Raw genomic sequence first — 17,284 nt, forward strand, 5'->3', positions numbered from 1 at the left:
TATCTGAGTCCGACTTTAATGGTAGTTGTACGGATGACTGATACGTAATGCCGCAACTAAGCTGGTTTTGACTCTGGAGCACCACTTCTGTTCGAAGGTGATTCGTCATATGAAAAAACTTCTGTGCCTGGCCGCGATCTGGGGCATGTCGTCGATGGCATCGGCCCAGCAGGTCAACGTCATTTGCTCCGTGCAGGCCGACTGGTGCAACATGATCGCGACCGTCTATGCGCGCACCACCGGAGTCAAGATCAACCTTGCGCTCAAGGGCTCGGGCGAAGCGCTTGCGCAACTCATCGCCGAGAAGGAGAACCCCAAGACCGACGTGTGGTTCGGTGGCACCGGCGACCCGCATCTGCAGGCGGCCGAGCAGGGCCTCACGCTCGAATACAAGTCGCCTTCGTTGCCGCAGCTCTACCCGTGGGCGCAACAGCAGGCGCAGCAGTCGGGCTACAAGACGGTGGGCATCTATTCGGGGCCGCTCGGCTTTGGCTACAACACCGAGTTGCTCCAGAAGAAAAAGCTCGCCGTCCCGCGCAGCTGGGCCGACCTTCTCAAGCCGGAATACAAGGGCGACATCCAGGTGGCGAACCCCGCATCGAGCGGCACGGCCTATACGATGATCGCGACGCTGGTGCAGCTCATGGGGGAAGACAAGGCCTTCGATTACCTGAAGGGATTGCACAAGAACGTGGGCCAGTACACGCGCACGGGCGTCGGGCCGATCAAGGCGGTCGCGCGCGGCGAAACCGCAGTGTCCATCAGCTTCGTGCATGACGCCCCGCAAGAGCGGATGCAGGGCTTTCCGGTGGAGACGGTGACGCCTTCGGAGGGCACCGGCGCGGAGATCGGCTCCATGAGCATCGTCAAGGGCGCGCGCAACCTGGCGGAGGCGAAGAAGTTCTATGAATGGGCATTGACGCCGCAGGCGCAGACATTCGGCGCGAACGCGAAGCAGTACCAGTTGCCTTCGAACAAGGCCACGCCGGTGGATGCCAACGTGCCGGACTTCAAGAAGATCAAGTTGATCGACTACGACTATGCCAAGTACGGCTCCAGCACGGAACGCCGACGCCTGCTCGCGCGCTGGGAGAAGGACGTCAACTCCATTCCGCGCTAGATGATTCGCAAGCCCAACGCTCCGATCGTCTTCTGCGTTGCGGCGGGCCTGGTCGGCTACGTGCTGCTGCCCTGGTATGCGATCCAGGACACGAGTTGGCATGAAGCCCTGCCGCGCATCTTCAGCGAAGGCGACGCCGCCAACGGCTTGCGGCAGGCGCTGTTGCAGGAGCGCGGCTGGCTGCTGGCCGGTGTGCTCGGATTGGCGCTGTGCGCAGTCGGCGCGCTGTTGACGCCGGGTCGCGCGCAAGGTCGGTGGCTGTTGGCCGGCGGGTCGGTTGGCGCCCTCGGGCTCGGAATCACCGGCTTCACCATTGGCGCGCGCGGCTGGAGTTTCGCGGTACTGAACACCGCGTTTGGCGAACTCGCCGTCAACCAGTTCGGCATCGGCGCGGGCGGCTTCATCGCTGTGTCGGCACTCGTGCTGCTGCTCGCTTTCGGCCTGGCGCGCATCGGCTTCTTCAAGGGTGACTTGTTCGTTTCGGGCGCGGTGATTGCATGCGGCGTGCTGATGGCGCTGTTCATCGCCTATCCGGTCCTCAAGGCGCTGGCGGGGGCCTTTTTGGACGAAGACGGGCACTGGTCGATAGCGGCGTTCGTCGCGCGCGTGTTCACCGAGCGTATCTGGGGCGTGGGTTGCCTGGCAGGGGGTGTGCGCTGCGGCGTGGCATGGAACACGCTGGTGCTCGCGTTGCTCACAGCCGCCGGCACGACCTTGCTCGGCACGTTGATGGCGCTGATGGCCGAACGCGGCGGCAAGCGCTGGCAAATGCCGTTGCGGGTGCTGGCGCTGCTGCCGATCATCACGCCGCCGTTCGTGGTCGGGCTCGGGCTCATCCTGCTGTTCGGGCGTGCGGGTGTGTTCAACCAGATGCTGGAGTCGGTCTTCGGTGTGGAACCCACGCGCTGGTTCTATGGCATGCAGGGCGTGCTGGTGGCGCAGTTGTTCGCCTTCACGCCCATTGCCTTCATGATCATGCGCGGCGTGGTGCAGGGCATTGCGCCGAGCATGGAAGAGGCGGCGCAGATGCTGCGCGCAAACCGGCGCCGCACTTTCTTCACGATCACGCTGCCGTTGATGAAGCCGGGGCTGGCGAATGCGTTTCTGGTGGGCTTCATCGAAAGCATCGCGGACTTCGGCAATCCAGTGGTGGTGGGCGGCCAGTTCTCGGTGCTTTCGACCGACATCTTCTTTGCGATCGTCGGCGCGCAGTACGACCAGGGGCGTGCCGCGTCGCTGGCCTGGGTGCTCACGATCTTCGCGCTGGGCGTATTCGCGTTGCAGCGCGGTGTGCTCGGCAAGAAGAACTACACGACGGTCAGCGGCAAGGGCGATGCGGGCATTGCCATGGCGCTCCCGGATTCGGTTCGGCGCACTGTCTACGTGATTGCGCTGCCGTGGATTGCGTTCACGATGGTCGTCTACCTGTTCGCCTCTGCCGGCGGCTTCGTGCAGACCTGGGGCCGCGACTACACCGTCACGCTGAACCATTTCAGGACGGCGTTCTCGCTGGAGTGGGGGCAGTTCGGGCTGGTGTGGGCCGGCACGGCATGGAACTCGCTGTTCACCACGCTCAAGCTCGCCGGCATTTCGGCGCCGATCACCGCGGCACTGGGCTTGTTGATTGCGTGGCTGCTGGCGCGCAACGAGTTCAAGGGGCAAGGTGCATTCGAGTTTGGCGCGCTGCTGGCCTTTGCGATTCCGGGCACGGTGCTGGGGGTGAGCTACATCCTGGCCTTCAACGTGCCCCCGTTCGAGCTGACGGGAACGGGGCTGATCATCGTGTTGTGCTTCATGTTCCGCAATCTGCCGGTGGGTGTCCGGGCTGGCACGGCCGCGTTCAAGCAACTGGATCGGTCGCTGGATGAGGCGTCGCTGATGTTGCGGGCGTCGACTTCGCAAACGCTGTTCCGCGTGGTGCTGCCGTTGCTGAAGCCGGCGCTCGTGGCTGCGCTGGTCTACAGCTTCGTGCGCGCGATGACCACGGTGAGCGCGGTGATCTTTCTCGTGACGGCGGAGAACGAACTGGCGACGACCTACATCATCGGCCGGGTCGGCAACGGCGACTACGGCGTGGCGCTGGCGTACTGCACGGTGCTGATCGTGCTCATGTCGGTGGCGATTGCGCTGATCCAGCTCGTCGTGGGCGAACGCAAACTGGGGCGTCGCAAGACGACGTCCGGGCATCAGGGGCACCACAAGATGGAACCGCTGGCGTGAGCGGAAAAAACTTATGAGCAACGGCATCGAATTTCGCAACGTCACCAAGCGCTACGGCACCGATCCGGCGGCGCCGCTGGCGGTGAAGGGCATCAGCTTCGAAGTGCCGGTGGGCACGCTGACCACCATCCTCGGCCCGTCGGGCTGCGGCAAGACGACCACGCTGCGCATGATCGCGGGGCTGGAATCGCCGACCTCGGGCGAAATCATCATGGGCGGGCGCGACGTCACCACGCTCGGGCCGGCCGAACGCAACGTGAGCATGATGTTCCAGAGCTATGCGCTGTTCCCGCACATGAACGTGATCGAGAACGTCGGCTACGGACTGAAGATGAGCGGCGTGAAGAAGGACGAGATCGCGCGGCGCGCACGCGAAACGCTCAAGGGCGTGGGCCTGGTCGACTTCGACGAGCGCCTGCCCAGCGAACTCTCAGGTGGCCAGCAGCAGCGCGTGGCGTTGGCGCGCGCATTGGTGCTGGAGCCCGCGGTGCTGCTGTTCGACGAGCCGCTGTCGAACCTCGACGCCCGCCTGCGCCGCGAGATGCGCGAGGAGATTCGCGGCCTCCAGCAGCGGCTGAAACTCACGGTGGCGTATGTGACGCACGACCAGAGCGAAGCACTCGCGGTCAGTGACCAGATCATCGTGATGGACCACGGCGTCATCGCGCAGGCGGGCACGCCGCAACAGCTCTACAGCCGGCCCCAGAGCGAGTTCGTCGCGGGCTTCATGGGCGAGGCCATGGTGTACACCGCGATCGTGCAGTTCGATGGCCGGGTCACGCTCGGGCCGCTCATCCTGAAGACGGCGCACCCGCTCGCCCCCGGACTGGTCAAGGTGGCAGTGCGGCCGGAGTCCTGGCAGATCGGCGCCGCGGTTGGCCTTGAAGGAACGCTGCGCAAGATCTCGTACCTTGGGAACGCCTACGAATACAGCTTCGATACCGCCATCGGGCCGGTGTTCGTGCTATCGAACGATCTGGCGCGTCCGCTCGCAGCCGGTGCGGAAACCACGCTGTCGCTCGGCCTGCACGGTGTGTCGGTGGTGCCCGGCAGCGCTTGAGGGCGCGGTGATTCGCTCAATACTTCAGCGGGTTCGCCGCCGGCGTCGCGCCCGCGCGGATCACCTTGTCGACGTCGAAGCCGAGCGTGCGTGCGTATTCGAGCTCGGCGTCCAGCGTGGCCGCGTCGAGTTGCGGCACGCGTGACAGCACCCAGAGGTATTCGCGGTTGGGCGTGCCGACCAGCGCCACCTGGTAGTCGCGGTCGAGCTTGAGGATCCAGTAGTCGCCCCAGACGATCGGCAGCCATGAGAGCCATTCCGGCGCAAACCGCACCTCGAGCCGACCCGCGCCGGGCTGGCCCGCCACGGGCAAGACGCGTGCGGTCCCGATGGATTCGTCGAAGGTGCCGTCGGCCAATGCGCAGCGGTTCCTGACCTCCACGGTGCCGTCGTCGCGCAGCGTGTATTGGGCAGTCACCGACCCTTCGCAGTTCTTCTCGAAGCGGTTCGGCAGGCGGGCCTGCTCGTGCCACAGGCCGCCGTACCGCACGAGGTCGACGGGTGCCACCACCTGCAGAGGTGCACGCATCAGTGGCGCGCCATCCGCTGGCCCGGCGGGTGCGGGCAGGCGGGCATTGCGCGCCGTGTTGAAGGCCATCAGCGTCAGCGCACCGCCGACACAGAAGGCTACAGCCATCGCACCGATGGATGCGCTGGTGGCCTGGTCGTCGAAAGGCGGGGCGGGCTGTGGCGCCGCGCGGCGCCCGGAACGGAATGTCATGGGTCGCTCCTCTGTTGTGCAAATAGCGATGTTCCGCATGCACTGCCCAGCGGCCCGTCAGCCGTGGACCACAGCGGTTGTCGGCGCGCGGGCCGCGATTTCGTGCCCCGCTGCCGGGCGGGGTCGCAATTTACCGGAAAGGATGAGGGACTGGCAATAGCGTATGCGCGGCTGTCAAATCGAGGTTCCATAATCGCCTGATGAACCAACTCGATGCCCTTCGCCAATGGACCACCGTTGTCGCCGACTCCGGTGATTTCAAGCAACTCAGCGCCTCCAAGCCGCAGGACGCGACGACCAATCCGTCGCTGATCCTCAAGGCGGTTCAAAAGGCGGAATACCGGCCGCTGCTCGACGAGACCGTCAAGAAACACGCCGGCAAACCGATCGACGAAGTCATCGACCGCCTGCTGGTGCGCTTCGGCACCGAGATCCTGACGCTAATCCCGGGCCGGGTCTCCACCGAAGTCGATGCGCGCATCTCATTCGACACCGCCGCGAGCATTGCCCGCGCCGAGCGCATCGTCGCGATGTACCGCGCCGAAGGCATCGACACCAGCAAGCGCTTGCTCATCAAGGTGGCCTCGACCTGGGAAGGCATCCAGGCCGCGAAAGCGCTGGAGCAGAAGGGCATTCACACCAACCTGACGCTGTTGTTCTCGTTCGCGCAGGCGGTGGCTTGCGGCGAGGCGGGCGTGAAGCTGATCTCGCCCTTTGTCGGGCGCATCTACGACTGGTACAAGAAATCGGCTGGCGCCAAGTGGGACGAGGCCGCCAACGCCGGCGCCAACGACCCTGGCGTGAAGTCGGTGACCGAGATATTCAACTACTACAAGCACTTCGGCATCCCGACCGAAGTCATGGGCGCGAGCTTCCGCAATACCGGCCAGATCGCTGCGCTGGCGGGTTGCGACCTGCTCACGATCAGCCCGGAACTGCTGGCGGAACTGGCAGCGAGCGAAGCGCCGCTGGCCCATGCGCTCGACGCCAACGCAGCAAAGTCGCTGGACATTCCGAAGAAGAGCTACGACGAGGCTGGTTTCCGCTTCGCGCTGAACGAGGACGCGATGGCCACCGAGAAGCTGGCCGAGGGCATCCGCGCATTTGCCGCGGATGCGATCAAGCTGGAAAAACTCATGGAGTCGGCATGAGCACCCGGCTGCGTTGCGACAAGGCGCCTTCCTGGGCGCAACTGCAGTCGCATTACGACAGCAAGGGCCGCAGCCTGGATCTGCTCCAGGCATTTGCCAGCGACGCCGGCCGCTTCGCCGCACTGAGCCAGGAGGCGCCGTACGTTTTCGGCGACCTGTCCAAGAACCTCATCGACACGTCCACCGAGGCATTGCTGATGTCGCTGGCCCGCGAGTGCGGGCTCGAGGCGCACCGCGATGCGATGTTCGCGGGCGAGCACATCAACAACACCGAAGACCGCGCCGTGCTCCACACGTTGTTGCGCAGCCCGTCCGATGCGTCCGGCAACGACGAGAAGCTGCGCGACGTGCACGCCACGCTCGACGCTATGCTGAAGTACGCGGACCAGATGCGCGCCGACCACACGATCACCGACGTGGTCAACATCGGCATCGGCGGCTCCGACCTCGGCCCGCAAATGGCGGTGCTGGCGCTGGAGGAATTCGTGGCGCGCGGCAAGCGCTTCCATTTCGTCTCCAACGTCGACGGCCATGAACTGGCGGGCGTGCTCCGGGGCCTGGCGCCGGAACACACGCTGTTCCTCATTGCATCGAAGACCTTTACCACGACCGAGACGATGACCAACGCGCTCTCGGCCAAGCGCTGGTTCGAGCAGTCCAGCGGACTGGAGGTTGCACGGCACTTCGCGGCGCTCACCACGAATGTCGATGCGGCCAAGGCCTTCGGTATCGAAACCACCTTCGGCTTCTGGGACTGGGTGGGCGGGCGCTATTCGCTGTGGTCGGCCATCGGCCTGCCGATCGCGCTGGCGATCGGCTCCGACGGGTTTCGCCGCATGCTCGCCGGCGCGCATGCGATGGACGAGCACTTCCGCACCGCGCCGCTGGAGCGGAACCTGCCGGTGCGGCTCGGCCTGCTCGACGTCTGGTATCGCAACTTCCACCGCTTCACCAGCCGCAGCATCGCGCCGTATCACAGTGCCCTCAAGCGCGTGCCGGCCTACCTGCAGCAGCTTGAAATGGAGAGCAACGGCAAGCAGGTCGATGCGGGCGGGCAACCGCTGCCTTTCGGCACTTCGCCCGTGTTGTGGGGCGAGCCCGGCACCAACGGCCAGCATGCCTACTTCCAGATGCTGCACCAGGGCACCGACGCAACGCCGCTCGAGTTCGTGGCCGTGCGCGATGCCTCGCACGACCTCGAAGGCCATCACAACAAGCTGCTGGCCAACGCGCTGGCGCAAGCGCAGGCGTTGATGCAGGGCAAGGCCGATGCGGGCGGCCACAAGAACTTTCCAGGCAACCGGCCAAGCACCTTCTTCGTGTTCGAGAAGCTCACGCCGGAAGCGCTCGGCGCCTTTCTCGCGATGTATGAGCACCGCGTGTTCACCAGTGGCGCGCTGTGGGGCATCAACAGCTTCGATCAGTGGGGCGTTGAGCTTGGCAAGGTGCTCGCGAAAGACATCGAACCACGCCTGACTTCAGGCGATGCCACGGGTCTGGACGCGTCCACGGCCGGACTGATGGCACGCCTGCGGCCGCTCTGACTTGCGCGCCTCGGCGCCCAGCAAGGCCGCTCTTTCAGCGGCCTTTTTTGTGCCTTGAGCCAACGGTTCGGCACAATTTTGTTACATCCTGTATTGCCAGTGCTAGGGAATCTACTAGTCAATTGGTGCATCAGGGTATCAATCAGCACGAATCAAGTACCAAACATGCATGAGCGGCTCTCCAGAATTCGTGTCAGGCGCCGTGAGGGCCTGCCCAACCCAAGAAGGAGACACACCATGCAGCGTTTCATCAAGACCGGCCTCGTCGTAGCGCTCGCCAGCGCCGGCATGGCCCAGGCCGCCACCGAGCTCGTCATCGCCACCGTGAACAACGGCCACATGATCGAGATGCAGAAACTCACGCCCTTCTTCGAGAAGGCGAATCCTGACATCAAGCTCAAGTGGGTCACGCTGGAAGAGGGCACGCTGCGCCAGCGCGTGACCACCGACATCGCCACCAAGGGCGGCCAGTTCGACGTGATGACCATCGGCATGTACGAAGCGCCGATTTGGTCGAAGAAGGGCTGGCTGTTGCCAATCGCCACCGACGCTGCGTACGACGTCGACGATCTGTTGCCGGCCATCCGCGCTGGACTGTCGCTTGACGGCAAGCTTTACGCTTCGCCCTTCTATGGCGAGAGTTCAATGCTGATGTATCGCAAGGATCTGGCCGACAAGGTGGGCTTCAAGATGCCTGACCAGCCGACCTGGACCCAGGTCAAGGAGTTTGCCGACAAGGCCAACGATCCGAAGGGCGGCGTCTATGGCATGTGCCTGCGCGGCAAGCCGGGCTGGGGCGACAACATGGCTTTCTTGAGCACGCTGGTCAACACCTATGGCGGCCAATGGTTCGACATGAAGTGGCAGCCGCAGATCGACACCAAGCCGTGGAAAGACGCGATCAACTTCTACGTCGACATCATGAAGAAGGACGGTCCGCCCGGCGCCTCCGCCAACAGCTTCAACGAGAACCTGGCGCTCTTCAACGAAGGCAAGTGCGCGATGTGGGTGGACGCGACCATCGCCGCCTCCTTCATCTCCGACCCCAAACAGTCGAAGGTCGCCGACAAGGTGGCATTTGCGCAGGCACCCACCGCTGTTACGCCCAAAGGCGCCAACTGGCTGTGGGCTTGGTCGCTGGCTATTCCCGCCAGTTCGACCAAAGTCGACGCCGCGCAGACCTTCATCAAGTGGGCCACCTCCAAGGACTACATCAAGCTGGTCGCGAAGGAAACCGGCTGGAACACGGTGCCGACTGGCACGCGCAAGTCGACTTATCAAACGCCGGAATTCCTGAAGGCCTCCAAGTTTGCCGAAGCGGAAAAGAAGGCCATCGACACTGCCAACCCGAACGACAGCACGCTGCCGAAGTCACCGTACGTAGGCGTGCAGTACGCGGCGATTCCCGAGTTCCAGGCGATCGGCGTGGCCGTGGGCCAGCAGATGAGCGCGGCGCTCTCGGGCAAGGTCACGGTGGACGAGGCCCTGAAGACCTCGCAGACGGCCGCCGAGCGTGAGATGAAGAAGGGCGGCTACTACAAGTAGCGTCTTTCCCTCTCCCCAGCGGGGAGAGTGCCAGGGTGAGGGGCGCCGCGTCCATGGCGGGCGCGGCTTGCCCTCACCCCAACCCTCTCCCGCAGGCGGGAGAGGGAGCCAAAGCCAGAGCCAGAGGGAACGAAAAATGAACAGACTCCTGCCCCGGACGCTGATGGCGCCAGCCGTGCTCACGCTCCTCCTGTGGATGATCGTGCCGCTCGTGATGACGTTGTACTTCTCGTTCGTGAACTACAACCTCATGCAGCCGGGCGAACACCCGTTCGCCGGCTTCGAGAACTTCCACTACTTCATCACCGACCCGGACTTCTGGCCGGCGGTGGGCAACACCTTGCTGCTGATCGGCAGCGTGATCGTGATCACGGTGATCTTCGGCGTGCTGCTGGCGCTGTTGGTCAACGAGCCCTTCCCGGGGCGCGGCATCGTCCGGGTGCTCCTGATCTCGCCCTTCTTCGTCATGCCCACGGTCAATGCGCTGCTCTGGAAGCACATGATGATGAATCCGATCTACGGCGTGCTGGCCGACGTGTGGCGCTCCTTCGGGGCCGAGCCGATCGACTGGCTCACCGACCTGCCGCTGCTGTCCGTGATCATCATGGTGGCCTGGCAATGGCTGCCCTTTGCCTGCCTGATCTTCATCACCTCGCTGCAGTCGCTCGACCGCGAGCAGATGGAGGCGGCGCGCATGGACGGCGCGAATTCGTTCCAGCGGTTTTTCTACCTCACCGTGCCGCACCTGGGCCGGCCGATGGCGGTCGTGATCATGATCGAGATGATCTTCTTGCTCAGCGTGTTCGCGGAGATCGCCATCACCACCAACGGCGGCCCGGGCAACGCGAGCACCAATCTCACCTACATGATCTTCAAGCAGTCGCTGATGAATTTCGATGTGGGCGTGGCGTCGGCGGGCGCACTGTTCGCGGTGATCCTGGCCAATATCGTGGCGGCCTTCCTGATCCGCATCATCGGCAAGAACCTCGACTGAGGGAGAACAACGATCATGCAACCCAATCCGATGTTCACCGTCCTGCGCACAGTCGGCGCATGGGCCCTGGCCTTGCTGCTGTTCTTCCCGCTGGGCTGGCTGTTCCTCACCTCGTTCAAGACCGAGTTGCAGGCCATCCACGTGCCGCCGCTCTTCATCTTCGAGCCGACGATGGAGAACTTCAGCGAAGTGCAACGCCGCAGCGACTACCTGCTGTATGCGCGCAATTCGCTCATCACCAGCGTGGGCTCGACCATCCTCGGCTTGCTGATCGCGGCGCCCGCGGCGTATTCGATGGCCTTCTTCCGCACGAAGAAGACGCGCGACATCCTCATGTGGATGCTCTCCACCAAGATGATGCCGGCCGTCGGCGCGCTGGTGCCGATCTACGTGCTGGCGCAGACCGCGGGCATGCTCGACTCGCTGCCGGCGCTGATCATCGTGTTCACGCTGTCGAACCTGCCGATCATGGTGTGGATGCTCTACACGAGCTACAAGGACATCCCCAACGAGATCCTCGAAGCCGCACGCATGGACGGCGCCAGCATCTGGACGGAGTTCCGGCACGTGGTGATGCCGCTGTCTGTCGGCGGGCTGGCATCTTGCGGATTGCTGTGCCTGGTGCTGAGCTGGAACGAAGCCTTCTGGGCCTTGAACCTCGTGTCGGCCAAGGCGGGCACGCTGGCCACGCTGATCTCGCAGTACTCGAGCCCTGAAGGCTTGTTCTGGGCCAAGTTGTCCGCCGCCTCGCTGATGGCCATCGCGCCCATCGTGGTCTTCGGCTGGTTCAGTCAAAAGCAACTCGTCCAGGGCCTGACCTTCGGCGCCGTCAAGTAAGTAATCAAGGAGAGACACGACATGGCTTACCTCGAACTCCGCAACATCAAGAAGAGCTTTGGTGACGCGCACATCATCAAGGGCGTCAACCTCGAGATCGACAAGGGCGAGTTCATCGTCTTCGTCGGCCCGTCGGGCTGCGGCAAGTCGACGCTGCTGCGCCTGATCGCCGGGCTGGAGCCGACGACCAGCGGCCAGCTCATGCTCGACGGCAAGGACATCACCAACCTCGCTTCCGGCAAGCGCGACCTGGCGATGGTGTTCCAGAGCTACGCGCTCTATCCGCACATGAGCGTGGCAGACAACATGTCGTTCGCGCTCAAGCTGGCCAACGTGCCCAAGGACGAGATCCGGAAGAAAGTCGACTACGCCGCGAAGCAACTGAACCTCACGCAGTACCTCGACCGCACGCCGAAGGAACTGTCGGGCGGCCAGCGCCAGCGCGTTGCCATCGGCCGCGCCATCGTGCGTGCGCCCAAGGTCTTCCTGTTCGACGAGCCGCTGTCGAACCTCGACGCGGCCCTGCGCGGCAACACCCGCGTCGAGATCCACAAGCTGCACGTGTCGCTGGGCGCCACCAGCATCTACGTGACGCACGACCAGGTCGAGGCCATGACGCTGGCCGACCGCGTGGTGGTGCTGAAGGACGGATTGATCGAACAGGTCGGCACGCCGATGGAGCTGTATGACCATCCGGTGAACCGCTTCGTCGCGCAGTTCATCGGCATGCCGTCGATGAACATGGTGCCGGCTTCGGCCATCCCCAGCTTCTCGTCGCAGACCGGCGGCAAGCTGCCGAGCGATGGCTTCCTCGGTGTGCGCCCCGAGGGCCTGCACGTGCATCCTGGCAGCGGCGTCGGGGTGCCGGGCACGGTCGACTTGATCGAGGCGCTGGGCTCCGACACGCTGATCCACGTCGACGTGCAAGGCATTCCGCTCATCGCCCGGCAGAACGAGCGCACGCCGCTGCGCGTGGGCGACGACGTAGGCGTGGAGCTCGATCCGTCGGTGCTGCACTTGTTCAATCGCGAAGGCCAGACGGTCGCCGCGTGATGACACTCGCAGCCGTTCCGGACGCCACGTCCGTGATCCTCCACCTGGGACTCGGGTCTTTTCACCGTGCACACCAGGCGGTCTATGTGCAGGCGTTGCGCGACACGGGCGACACGGCCTGGGCGCTTTCAGGCGCCAACCTGCGGCCTGACATGGCCGACGTGCTGGCCGCGCTTCGTGCGCAGGGCGGCGCCTATACGCTCGAAACCGTGTCGCCGGCGGGCGAGTACCGCTACCAGCGCATCGAGTCGATCCACGAGGTGCTTCCGTACGAAGCGACGCTGGCGCCGGTGATCGAGCGCGGCGCCGATGCGGCCACGCGCATCGTCTCGTTCACCGTCACGGAGGCCGGCTACTACCTCGACGCGAAGGACAAGCTGGACCTGTCGTTCGCCGACCTGTCATCGGACATCGAGCGCGCGCGCAAGGGCGAGCCGGGCAGCACCGTCTACGGCGCGGTCTGCGCCATCCTGCGGGCGCGCAAGGCGGCGGGCGCGGGGCCGGTCACGCTGCTCAATTGCGACAACTTGCGCCACAACGGCGAGCGTTTTCGCAAGGGCTTGCTCGAATTCATCGAGCGCATTGGCGATGTGGACCTGCTGGCGTGGGTGAATTCCAACACGAGGTGTCCCAATGCCATGGTCGACCGCATCACGCCGCGCCCGCCGCCGGAGTTGCGCGAGCGTGTGTTGAAGCAGACGGGCTGGGACGACGCAGCGCCCATCACCGGCGAGAGCTTCATCCAATGGGTCATCGAGGACAACTTTATCGCCGGGCGGCCTGCGTGGGAGCGCGTCGGCGTGCAGATGGTGGAGTCGGTGCAGCCGTATGAAGAGGCCAAGATCCGGCTGCTCAACGCGACCCACAGCTGCATCGCCTGGGCCGGCACGCTGATCGGCCTGCAGTTCATCCACGAAGGCACGCACACGCCGGCCATTCGCAAGATGGCTTTCGACTACGTCACCGACGACGTGATTCCCTGCCTGAGCCGACCCGGCACGCCGAGCCCGGTCGACCTGCCGGCCTACCGCGACGTGGTGCTCGACCGCTTCGGCAATCCGTCGATCCGCGACACCAACCAGCGCGTGGCGATGGACGGTTTCTCGAAGATCCCCGGCTTTATCGCGCCGACCGTGCGCGAGCGCCTGGCGCGCAACGAAAGCATCGACAGCGTGGCCATGCTGCCCGCGCTGTTCCTCGCCTTCCTGCAGCGCTGGCACCGCGGCGAAATCCCTTACACCTACCAGGACCAGGGCATGGACCCGGCGGTTGCGCATGCCATGTGCGAGGCAGCCGACCCGGTCGCGGCCTTCTGCGCCGACAAGACGTTGTGGGGGCCGCTGGCCGGTGATACTCGGCTGGTGGACGCCGTGCGCAGCGCCGGTGTTCGTGTCCAGGCTTTTGTGGCGGCGACACCGCCCTGAAAAAAAATGCGAATTGCACTGACGGGCGAAGCTCTCATCGATTTCACCTGCACCTCGGGCCTGAGCTTCGAAGGCCACGAAGGCGGCGCGCTGACCAACAGTGCCATTGCGGCGGCCCGGCTCGGCCAGGCGACCGGTTTCATCACACAGCTCTCGACCGACATGTTCGGCGAGCGGCTGCTCCAACACCTGGAGGGCAACGGCGTCGACACGCGCTTCGTGCTTCGCAGCGAGGCGCCGTCGACGCTGGCCTTCGTGGCGCGCACGCCCACCACGAACCACTACGCCTTCTATACAAAGGGCACAGCCGATACGCTGTGGGCACCGCAGGAGTTGCCGGCGCTGCCCGACAGTTGTCGCTTCCTGCACTTCGGCGGCATTTCGGTGCTGACCGATCCTGCGGCCACGCGCATCACCGAGTTGGTCGAGGCGCAGAGCGGCAAGCGCATCGTCCTGTTCGACCCGAACGTGCGGCCCAGCCTGATCCCCGACATGGATGACTACCGAGCGAAGCAGCCGCGCTGGATGGCGGCTTGCGATTTGCTCAAGTTCAGCGACGAAGACGCGGCGTACCTTGCGCCGGGAAAGAGCTTGGCCGAAGCGGCCGCGGTGTTCCTGGCACCGCGCGCTTCAGGCGGGCGGGGGCCGCGTGCGGTGGTGATCACGCGGGGCGGCGAGAGCGCCGGTCTATACCGTGCGGGCCGCGCACCGGTCGAGGTCAAGCCGCCGAAGATCACGGTGGTCGACACCATCGGCGCGGGCGACACCTTCGCTGCCGGCATCTCGGTCGCGCTGCTGGAGCAGGGCGTCGAGCAAGCGCTGCAACTCGACGAACTGTCCGACGACGCATGGCGCGAGGTGCTGCGCTTCGCAGCCACGGCCGCCGCGCTCAACTGCCTGCGTGAGGGTTGCGACCCACCCACGCGTGCGGAATTGCAGTCCGCGCTGTCCGCGCCATGACGACGGAGGCCGAAGTGACAGGCACGACTTCCGGCAGGCTGTGCCTGCCATATCACCGCGCAGACATCGAATGTCGACGGCGGTGGTAGTGTGATGAGTTGAGACGATCATGGCGACAACACGCTCCCGTCAAACCCCGCGCCAGCGCCAGCCGGAGCTGGAACATGACTTCGCCCGCTCGCCCGCGCTGGGCTATGAAAAGCCCGAGGAAGTGGGCTGGGTCCGCTGCCTCGATCACGGCTACCCAAGTCCCTTGGCGCGCTGGCATTGCCACGACGAATACGAACTCCACCTGATCACCTCCACCTCTGGCAAGGCCTTCGTCGGCGACTGGATCGGCCCGTTCCAGCCCGGCCACCTGGTGCTGTGCGGCCCGCGCCTGCCGCACAACTGGATCTCGCTCGACGCGCCTCCCGAGGGCGTCGGCACGCGCGACCTGGTGATCCAGTTCCGGCACGAGCCGTTTGCGCAGGCGGCATCTGAAATCCCGGAGATCGCGGAGGTCATGCAACTGCTGGAGCGCGCACGGCGCGGCATCGAATTCTTCGGCCTTTCGGAACGCGCCGAGCGCCACTGGCGTGCGGTCAAGGCCTCGCACGGCCTGCGCCGGCTGGGCGCCTTCTGCGATTACCTGGCCGATCTCGCCGAGTGCACCGACTATCGCTTGCTGTCGAGCGTGCAGATCAAGGGCGCAGAGGGCGACGCCGAAGGCGACCAGATCAACGCCATCGTCAACCGCATCACGGACAACGTCGCCGAGCCCATCGCGATGGCCGATGTTGCGGCCGAACTCGGCATGAGCGAAAGCCGCTTCAGCCGCTTCTTCCGCCGCTCCACCGGCAACAGCTTCACCGACTTCGTGAACCAGGTTCGCATCAACAACGCCTGCCATCTGCTGATGCAAACCGACTACTACGTGACGGACATCTGCTACCAGGTCGGCTTCAACAACGTCGCCAATTTCAACCGCCGCTTTCTTGAGATCAAGGGCATGACCCCGAGCGAATTCCGGCGCCAGTCGGACAGCCGGTTCGGCGGAGCCCACTAGGGCCCCTTGCCGGGACAACGCGATCCCCTCGAATAGCGTCAACAGGCCCCAACCGCCATGTACCTCGGACTGGACCTCGGCACGTCCGAGCTGAAAGCGCTGCTGCTCGCCGATGATCACCGCATCGTCGGCGTCGCGCGGTGCGCATTGACCGTGAGCCGGCCGCAACCGCTGTGGTCGGAGCAGGCGCCGTCGCAATGGTGGGATGCGCTCGAATCGGTGATGCAACAACTGCGAGCCGAGCATGCCGATGCGTTGTCGGCTGTGCGCTCTATCGGGCTCTCCGGACAGATGCACGGTGCCGTGCTGCTCGACGACAAGGACGAGGTCTTGCGCCCCGCGATCCTGTGGAACGACGGACGCAGCGCTGCCCAGTGCGAGCAACTCCTCAGGGCCGTTCCGCGACTCGGCGAGATCACTGGCAACCTCGCCATGCCCGGCTTTACTGCGCCGAAATTGCTGTGGGTTCGCGCGCACGAACCCGAACTGTTCGCGCGCACGCGGCGTGTGCTTCTGCCCAAGGACTGGCTGCGCCTGAAGCTGGGCGGCGAAGCCGTGAGCGACATGTCGGACGCCTCGGGCACGCTGTGGCTCGATGTCGGCAGGCGCGACTGGTCCGACGACATGCTCGCCGCCACCGGTCTCGCACGCGCCCAAATGCCGCGCCTGGTCGAAGGCAGCGAAGTCTCCTCGACGCTCAAGCCCGAACTGGCCGTGCGTTGGGGCATGAGGCGCGGAGTGCGCATCGCCGGCGGCGCCGGAGACAACGCCGCCAGCGCGGTCGGCATGGGCCTGGTCGCGCCGGGCGAGGGATTCGTTTCGCTCGGCACGTCCGGCGTGATCTTCGTGTCGGGTGCGGCATTCGCGCCAAACCCCGCGCAGGCCGTGCATGCGTTCTGCCATGCGCTGCCGGGGCGCTGGCACCAGATGTCGGTGATGCTGTCGGCCGCCAGCGCCGTGAGTTGGGCTGCGCGCACCTTCGGGTTTGCGGACGAGGCGAGCCTGCTTGCCGCGGCAGCGACCCTCTCGTCCGACGCACGCCAACGCGCGCCGTTGTTCCTGCCCTACCTCTCGGGCGAGCGCTCGCCGCACAACAACCCGCAGGCACAGGGCGCACTGTTCGGCTTCACCCATGCGCATGCACCGGAGGACATTGCCTACGCGGTCGCCGAGGGTGTGAGCCTTGGGCTGCGCGATGGGCTCGATACGCTGGAGCGCCCGTCAGGCGATCTCTCGCTGGTCGGCGGCGGCGCGCGCAGCATGTGGTGGGCCCAGTTGCTGGCCGACATTCTTGAAGTGCCGCTGGCGCTGGGCGAAGGCGGCGAGGCCGGTGGCGCGCTGGGCGCGGCGCGGCTGGGCTGGCTGGCCGATGGCGGCGCCGTTGATGAGGTTTGCCGACGACCCGCGTTGAAGCAGGGCTTCGAACCCCGCTCCGAACAAGCCGCTGGGCACGAGGCGCGGCACGGGCGGTTTCGCGCGCTGTACCTCGCACTCAAGCCCTGCTTCCAGTAAGAGACTGAAAAGAATCACCCCCGAAGCGCCTGCGGCGCCTCCCCCTCGAGCGGGCGATACCAGCGGCCCGGCAAAGCGGTTCCCTGGCATCTGGC

Annotated in this window: 14 protein-coding genes; 13 read left to right on the plus strand and 1 reads right to left on the minus strand. The window is 65.1% G+C overall.

What is annotated here, in order from left to right:
• Positions 1-109 precede the first annotated feature (109 nt).
• Genes WKW80_RS01150 through WKW80_RS01160 form a run of 3 tightly spaced genes read left to right on the plus strand, consistent with a single transcriptional unit; the run spans position 110 to position 4,400 of the window.
• Positions 110-1,120: an ABC transporter substrate-binding protein gene (locus WKW80_RS01150; protein WP_340361692.1), complete on the plus strand. Its 1,011-nt coding sequence runs from the start codon at positions 110-112 to the stop codon at positions 1,118-1,120.
• A complete protein-coding gene (locus WKW80_RS01155) occupies positions 1,121-3,340 on the plus strand; it encodes an ABC transporter permease (protein ID WP_340361693.1) in 2,220 nt (739 codons plus the stop codon). It begins immediately after the preceding gene.
• Positions 3,341-3,353: 13 nt separating this feature from the next.
• Complete coding sequence (locus WKW80_RS01160; RefSeq protein ID WP_340361694.1) at positions 3,354-4,400, plus strand: ABC transporter ATP-binding protein; 1,047 nt, start codon at positions 3,354-3,356, stop codon at positions 4,398-4,400.
• 16 nt (positions 4,401-4,416) lie between these two features.
• On the opposite strand, the gene WKW80_RS01165 is transcribed toward WKW80_RS01160, so the two are convergent.
• The gene (locus WKW80_RS01165) at positions 4,417-5,121 is read right to left on the minus strand and encodes a lipocalin family protein (protein ID WP_340361695.1); all 705 of its coding nucleotides are present in this window, start codon (positions 5,119-5,121) and stop codon (positions 4,417-4,419) included.
• Positions 5,122-5,321: 200 nt separating this feature from the next.
• Here WKW80_RS01165 and tal point away from each other — a divergent pair, with 200 nt between their 5' ends.
• The 10 genes from tal to xylB all read left to right on the plus strand — a co-directional run bounded on the left by tal (position 5,322) and on the right by xylB (position 17,189).
• The gene (tal, locus tag WKW80_RS01170) at positions 5,322-6,272 is read left to right on the plus strand and encodes a transaldolase (RefSeq protein WP_340361696.1); all 951 of its coding nucleotides are present in this window, start codon (positions 5,322-5,324) and stop codon (positions 6,270-6,272) included.
• Entirely contained in the window at positions 6,269-7,816 is a 1,548-nt protein-coding gene (pgi, locus tag WKW80_RS01175; RefSeq protein WP_340361697.1) for a glucose-6-phosphate isomerase, read from the plus strand. The genes tal and pgi overlap by 4 nt, the downstream gene beginning before the upstream one ends.
• A gap of 237 nt (positions 7,817-8,053) precedes the next feature.
• Positions 8,054-9,361 (plus strand): ABC transporter substrate-binding protein, encoded by a 1,308-nt coding sequence (locus WKW80_RS01180; RefSeq protein WP_340361698.1) that lies wholly within the window; start codon positions 8,054-8,056, stop codon positions 9,359-9,361.
• A gap of 136 nt (positions 9,362-9,497) precedes the next feature.
• Complete coding sequence (locus WKW80_RS01185) at positions 9,498-10,355, plus strand: carbohydrate ABC transporter permease (protein ID WP_340361699.1); 858 nt, start codon at positions 9,498-9,500, stop codon at positions 10,353-10,355.
• A gap of 15 nt (positions 10,356-10,370) precedes the next feature.
• Positions 10,371-11,192, plus strand: a complete 822-nt coding sequence (locus tag WKW80_RS01190; protein WP_340361700.1) for a carbohydrate ABC transporter permease — start codon at positions 10,371-10,373, stop codon at positions 11,190-11,192.
• A 21-nt stretch (positions 11,193-11,213) separates the two neighbouring features.
• A complete protein-coding gene (locus tag WKW80_RS01195; RefSeq protein WP_340361701.1) occupies positions 11,214-12,245 on the plus strand; it encodes an ABC transporter ATP-binding protein in 1,032 nt (343 codons plus the stop codon).
• Positions 12,245-13,669 carry a D-arabinitol 4-dehydrogenase gene (gene dalD, locus WKW80_RS01200; protein ID WP_340361702.1) on the plus strand — a complete coding sequence of 475 codons (1,425 nt, stop codon included), beginning with the start codon at positions 12,245-12,247 and terminating at the stop codon, positions 13,667-13,669. The genes WKW80_RS01195 and dalD overlap by 1 nt, the downstream gene beginning before the upstream one ends.
• A 6-nt stretch (positions 13,670-13,675) precedes the next feature.
• Positions 13,676-14,629 (plus strand): carbohydrate kinase family protein, encoded by a 954-nt coding sequence (locus WKW80_RS01205; protein WP_340361703.1) that lies wholly within the window; start codon positions 13,676-13,678, stop codon positions 14,627-14,629.
• Between the two features lie 109 nt (positions 14,630-14,738).
• The gene (locus WKW80_RS01210; protein ID WP_340361704.1) at positions 14,739-15,677 is read left to right on the plus strand and encodes an AraC family transcriptional regulator; all 939 of its coding nucleotides are present in this window, start codon (positions 14,739-14,741) and stop codon (positions 15,675-15,677) included.
• Between the two features lie 57 nt (positions 15,678-15,734).
• On the plus strand, positions 15,735-17,189 hold the full coding sequence (gene xylB / locus WKW80_RS01215) for a xylulokinase (RefSeq protein ID WP_340361705.1): 1,455 nt from the start codon (positions 15,735-15,737) through the stop codon (positions 17,187-17,189).
• The last annotated feature ends 95 nt before the right edge of the window (positions 17,190-17,284 follow it).

Origin of the sequence: Variovorax humicola (assembly GCF_037889915.1) — a bacterium.
Taxonomy (GTDB): Bacteria; Pseudomonadota; Gammaproteobacteria; order Burkholderiales; family Burkholderiaceae_C; genus Variovorax; species Variovorax humicola.

What these genes read in the sequence shown, in the direction of transcription:
- pgi (WP_340361697.1), top strand. Translation starts at nt 6,269, where the DNA reads ATGAGCACCCGGCTGCGTTGCGACAAGGCGCCTTCCTGGGCGCAACTG.
- WKW80_RS01155 (WP_340361693.1), top strand. Translation starts at nt 1,121, where the DNA reads ATGATTCGCAAGCCCAACGCTCCGATCGTCTTCTGCGTTGCGGCGGGC.
- WKW80_RS01185 (WP_340361699.1), top strand. Translation starts at nt 9,498, where the DNA reads ATGAACAGACTCCTGCCCCGGACGCTGATGGCGCCAGCCGTGCTCACG.
- WKW80_RS01165 (WP_340361695.1), bottom strand. Translation starts at nt 5,121, where the DNA reads ATGACATTCCGTTCCGGGCGCCGCGCGGCGCCACAGCCCGCCCCGCCT.
- WKW80_RS01195 (WP_340361701.1), top strand. Translation starts at nt 11,214, where the DNA reads ATGGCTTACCTCGAACTCCGCAACATCAAGAAGAGCTTTGGTGACGCG.
- WKW80_RS01205 (WP_340361703.1), top strand. Translation starts at nt 13,676, where the DNA reads ATGCGAATTGCACTGACGGGCGAAGCTCTCATCGATTTCACCTGCACC.
- tal (WP_340361696.1), top strand. Translation starts at nt 5,322, where the DNA reads ATGAACCAACTCGATGCCCTTCGCCAATGGACCACCGTTGTCGCCGAC.
- WKW80_RS01150 (WP_340361692.1), top strand. Translation starts at nt 110, where the DNA reads ATGAAAAAACTTCTGTGCCTGGCCGCGATCTGGGGCATGTCGTCGATG.
- xylB (WP_340361705.1), top strand. Translation starts at nt 15,735, where the DNA reads ATGTACCTCGGACTGGACCTCGGCACGTCCGAGCTGAAAGCGCTGCTG.
- WKW80_RS01190 (WP_340361700.1), top strand. Translation starts at nt 10,371, where the DNA reads ATGCAACCCAATCCGATGTTCACCGTCCTGCGCACAGTCGGCGCATGG.
- WKW80_RS01160 (WP_340361694.1), top strand. Translation starts at nt 3,354, where the DNA reads ATGAGCAACGGCATCGAATTTCGCAACGTCACCAAGCGCTACGGCACC.
- WKW80_RS01210 (WP_340361704.1), top strand. Translation starts at nt 14,739, where the DNA reads ATGGCGACAACACGCTCCCGTCAAACCCCGCGCCAGCGCCAGCCGGAG.
- dalD (WP_340361702.1), top strand. Translation starts at nt 12,245, where the DNA reads ATGACACTCGCAGCCGTTCCGGACGCCACGTCCGTGATCCTCCACCTG.
- WKW80_RS01180 (WP_340361698.1), top strand. Translation starts at nt 8,054, where the DNA reads ATGCAGCGTTTCATCAAGACCGGCCTCGTCGTAGCGCTCGCCAGCGCC.